Annotated in this window: 2 protein-coding genes; both read right to left on the bottom strand. The window is 75.3% G+C overall.

Annotated elements, in window-relative coordinates; genetic code table 11:
- Nucleotides 1-1110: 2-oxo acid dehydrogenase subunit E2 (locus tag AC0CYZ_RS15890; protein WP_472217002.1), on the bottom strand; the 1110-nt coding region annotated here is incomplete at its 3' end.
- Nucleotides 1111-1207: 97 nt separating this feature from the next.
- Nucleotides 1208-5042: ABC transporter ATP-binding protein (locus AC0CYZ_RS15885; protein ID WP_472217000.1), on the bottom strand; the 3835-nt coding region annotated here is incomplete at its 5' end.

Genomic DNA, 5042 nt, shown 5'->3' with positions numbered 1-5042 from the left:
CATCGCGCCGACGCCGACGATCGTGCCCTGGCCGACGGTCAGGCGCGGCACCGAGTGGTTCGTGCCGATCGTGCCCGGGTTGGTGAGGCTGATCGTGACGCCGGCGAAGTCCTCGGTGGTGAGCTTGCCGGTGCGCGCCTTGCGCACGACGTCCTCGTACGCGGCCCAGAACTGGGCGAAGTTGAGCTTCTCGCAGCCCTTGAGCGCGACGACGACGAGCGAGCGCGAGCCGTCCTTGCCCTGCAGGTCCATCGCGAGGCCGAGGTTCACGTGCCCCGGGTCGACGACCGCGGGCCGGCCCTTCTCGTCGGTGCCGTAGTGGCGGTTCATCGACGGGAAGTCCCGCAGGGCGCGCACCATGGCGTAGCCGAGCAGGTGGGTGAACGAGACCTTGCCGCCGCGGGAGCGCCGCAGGTGGTTGTTGATGACGATGCGGTTGTCGGCCAGCAGCTTCGCCGGGACCGCGCGCACGCTCGTCGCGGTGGGCAGCTCCAGCGAGGCCTGCATGTTCTTGGCGATCGCGCCGGCGGCGCCCCGCAGCGGCTTGACGGTCGCGTCGTCCGCGCCGTCGCCGTGGGACTTCGCGGGCGTCGTCGACCCGGCGGCCGGCTTGGTCTCCGCCGGGGACTCCGCGGCGGGTCGCGTGCTCGTGGCGCCGTTGCCGGACCCCGACGACGAGGACTGCTGCGAGGTCGGGGAGGACGTGGACGACCGCGACTGCGTGGACGTCGAGGACTGCGGGGTGGCCGCGGCCGACGCGCCGTTCGTGCTGCTCCCGCCGCCGTTCGCGGAAGGGGACTGGGACGCCGTCGAGGACGGGGCGCCCGTGCTCCCGTTGCCCGACCGGGCGCCGGAGGAGTCGCCCGACGACGAGGACCCCGTGGCCGACGCGGCCCCGGAGGAGGGCGCCGACGCGCCCGCGCCGGAGGCCCCCGTCGAGGAGGAGGAGTTCGCGCCGGCGGTGTTCTCACCGTCCGCGGGGGCGTAGTCCGCGAAGAACTCGTGCCATGCCTGGTCCACCGAGCTCGGGTCGGCCAGGTAGCGCTGGTACATCTCGTCGACCAGCCACTCGTTGGGACCGAACTGAGCTGCCGGGCTACTCGTCGACACGGCTGGAAATCGCCTCAATCACGCCGGGAATGGAACGGACGCCAGGTTACCGCCCCGCGAGTACCCGGGTGGCGGGCCTGTTGCCCACTGCACCGGTTCATGCCACGGCGGCGCCACCGGGGGTGACGCCCGTGCGCTCGACGAGCTCCTCGGCGTCGTCGGCGGTCGCCGCGCCGGTCCGCCACAGCAGGGCGTAGCGACCGTCGGCCTCGAGCAGCTCCTCGTGCGTGCCCTCCTCGACGATCCGGCCGCCGTGGAGCACCACGATGTGGTCCGCGCGCGCCGCGGTGGCGAGGCGGTGGGCGACGACGAACGTGGTGCGTCGGGCGGCGACCCGGTCGCCGGCGGCCAGCACGGCCGACTCCGTCGCGGGGTCGAGCGCAGCGGTGGCCTCGTCGAGCAGCAGCAGCGCGGGATCGACGAGCTCGGCGCGCGCCAGGGCCACGAGCTGACGCTGCCCCGCCGACAGACCGCCACCCCGCTCACCGACCGGCTGGCGGAACCCGGCAGGGAGGGCGGCGACGACGTCGAGCGCGCCGACCCGCCGGGCCGCCTCCTCGATCTCCGCCGGGCTCGCGTCGGGCCGCCCGTAGGCGATGTTCGAGGCGATGTCGCCGACGAACAGGTGCGCCTCCTGCGGCACCACCCCGAGGCGGTGGCGCAGCCCGGGCAGGTCGTAGCGGCGGACGTCGACGCCGTCGATCAGCACCGCGCCGGTCGTCGTGTCGTAGAAGCGGGCGACGAGCTTCACGACCGTCGACTTGCCCGCCCCGGTCGCGCCGACCAGCGCCACGGTGCGCCCGGCCGGGACGCGCAGCGACACGTGCGACAACGCCGGAATGTCGGCGCCCGCGTAGGAGAACCCGACGTCGCGCAGCTCCACGTCCCCGCGCAGCGCGCCCACGGTGACCGGCTCGATCGCGGCGGGCACCGAGGTGGGGGTGCGCAGGAGCTCGGAGATGCGGGTCAGGCCGACGCGGGCCTGCTGGTAGCCGTCGAAGACCTGGGAGAGCTGCTGCACCGGCCCGAAGAACATGGCCAGGTAGAGCAGGAAGGCGACGAGGACGCCCGAGGACAGGTCCCCGCCCGCCACGCGCGCGGCGCCGACGCCGAGCACGGCGGCCTGGGCGAGGTCGGAGAGCAGGTTGGCGCCGGGGAAGTAGGTGGCGATCAGCCGCTGGGCCCGCAGCCGGGCACGGCGGTAGGCGTCGCTGTGGCGGGCGAAGTGCGCCGCGGAGGCCGCCTCGTGGGTGTGGGCCTGGGCGACGCGCAGCCCCGCGACGTTCTCCTGCAGGTCGGCGTTGACGACGCTGACGCGCTCGCGCGCCTCGGCGTAGGCGACCGAGGACAAACGGCGGAAGACCACCGTGGCCACCACGAGGATCGGCATCACCGCGAGCGCCACCAGGGCGAGCTCGAGGTCGGTGACCAGCAGCGCCGTCGCCACCCCCAGCACGGTGAGCAGCGCGACGACGGCCTGGGCGAGCCCGGTCTGCAGGAACGACGAGAGCGCGTCCACGTCCGTCGTCATGCGCGTCATGATTCGGCCGCCGAGCTCGCGCTCGTAGAAGTCGAGGCCCAGGCGCTGGAGGTGGGCGAAGCTGCGCACCCGCAGCAGGTAGAGCCGGCTCTCGCCGACGCGGGCGGTGAGGACGGTCTGCACGAACACGACGACCCAGTCCACGAGGACGACGCCGAGGCCGATGGCGACCGCGAGCGCGAGGATCGAGGGGTCGCGGCCGTTGATCCCGCCGTCGACCGCCAGCCGCGCGAGCGAGGGGAACGCGACCGAGGCGAGCGCGTCGAGGGCCACCAGCCCGATGACCGCGGCCAGCGCGAGGCGGACCGGGCGCAACAGGTGGCCCAGCCGGAAGCCGGGGTCGGGCGTCGTGGGGTCCTCGCCGTGCAGGTCGGGACGCTCGTCGGCCGGCGGCAGCGTGGCGAGGGCGGCGCGCATCTCGCGGGAGGACACGGTGCCGTCGAGGCCCGCGGCGACCGGGTCCGGCCCGCCGCGGTCACCGGCGGGGGCGTCGGCCGGGTCGGCGTCGGGCTCGGTGGGCACCGGCCAGAGCGACGGCGTCGTCCCGTCGGGACCCGGGCCCTCGACGTCGTCGATCCGGGCCCGCGCCGGCTGGTCGATGGCCTCCCCGGGCCCCGCGAGCAGGGCGTTGAACAGGCGGCACCGGCCGGTGAGCTCGGCCGCGGTGCCCACGTCGACCACCCGGCCCTCGTCGAGGACCGCGATCCGGTCGGCCAGGGCGAGCGTGGAGCGGCGGTGGGCGATGACCAGGGTGGTGCGCTCGGCGGTGACCGCGCGCAGCGTCTCCCCGATGGCGGCCTCGGTGGTGGCGTCCACGGCGCTCGTCGCGTCGTCGAGCACGAGCACCCGGGGGTCGTAGAGCAGGGCCCGGGCCAGGGCGACGCGCTGGCGCTGGCCGCCGGAGAGCGTCAGCCCGCGCTCGCCGACGCGGGTGTCGTAGCCCTCGGGGAGCTCGCGGATGAACTCGTCGGCCTGGGCGGCCGCGGCGGCGGCCCGCACCTGGGCGTCGGTGGCGTCGGGGGAGCCGTAGGCGATGTTGGCGCGCACCGTGTCGGAGAAGAGGAAGGCCTCCTCGAACACCACGCCCACGGCCCGGCGCAGCGAGGTCAGTGACACGCCGCGCACGTCGTGCCCGCCCACGCGCAGGGCGCCGCCCTGGACGTCGTAGAAGCGGGGGACGAGCAGCGCCACCGTCGACTTGCCCGAGCCCGCCGTGCCGATCACCGCGAGCGTCTCGCCGGGCCGGACCGCCAGCGACACCCCGTCGAGCACGGGCTCGCTGCGCGCGTAGCCGAAGCGGACGTCGTCGAGCTCGAGACCGACCGGCCCCGCGGGGAGGGTCACGGCCTGCGGGGGGTCGACGATGTCGGGCTGGGAGTCGATGAGCTCGTAGACGCGCTCGACGCCGGCCCGGGCCAGCTGCCCGGTGACGACCAGGCCGGCCACCATCCGCGCCGGCGCGATGAGCGCCGCGATGTAGGTGGTGAAGGCCAGGAAGGTCCCGATGGTGATCTGGCCGGAGAGGGCGAGCGCGCCGCCGAGGGCGAACACCACGAGCTGCCCGACCGTCGGGAGCGCGGCGAGCGTGGGGGTCAGCCGCGCGGTGAGCCGGGCCGCGCGCAGCCGGTCGCCGTAGAGCTGCCCGGCGACCCCGGCCAGCCGCGCCGTCTCCCGCTCCTCCTGCCCGAAGCCCTTGACGACGCGGACCCCGGTGACGGTCTCCTCGACGCCCTGCGCGACCTCGGCCGCACGCTGCTGGGCCGACCACGTGGCCGGGAAGAGGCGCCGGCGCATCACCAGGGTGAACGCGAGCGCCACCGGCAGCGTGATCAGCGCGACGACCGTGAGCAGCGGCGAGAGCCAGGCCATGATCACGACGGAGACGACGACCTGCGCGACCGTGCCCACCGAGTACGGCACCATCCCGAGCAGGCCCTGGACCTGCTGGAGGTCGGAGTTCGCGCGCGAGACCACCTGGCCGGTGCGCAGCGCGTCCTGCCGCGGGCCGTCGAGCCGGGAGATCGAGCCGAACACCCGGCGTCGCAGGTCGTGCTGCACCGACAGCGAGAGCCGGCCCCCGAGGTAGCGGCGCAGGAACGCCATCGCGAACTTCACCAGCGCCAGCGCGACGATCCCCGCGACGATCGGGGCGAGGCCCGCCGTGGACCCGCGCACCGCCCGGTCGACAGCCACGGCCACGAGCAGCGGCCCGACCGACTCCAGCCCCACCCCGAGCGTCGAGGCGCCGACCGAGGCGACCGTGAGGCCGCGGTGGCGCCAGCAGTCGAGCCCGAGCCGGCGGACCCAGCCCCGCGCCGGGTCGTCCGGGCGGCTCCGCTCGGCGTCGGGAGCGGTGTCGCGGTGCTGATCGGGGTCGGTGGACGGGTCCGGG

The organism is Actinomycetospora sp., assembly GCF_055612215.1.
The sequence above is the reverse complement of the archived record's forward strand: the minus strand, read 5'-3'. Positions and strand labels throughout refer to the sequence as shown.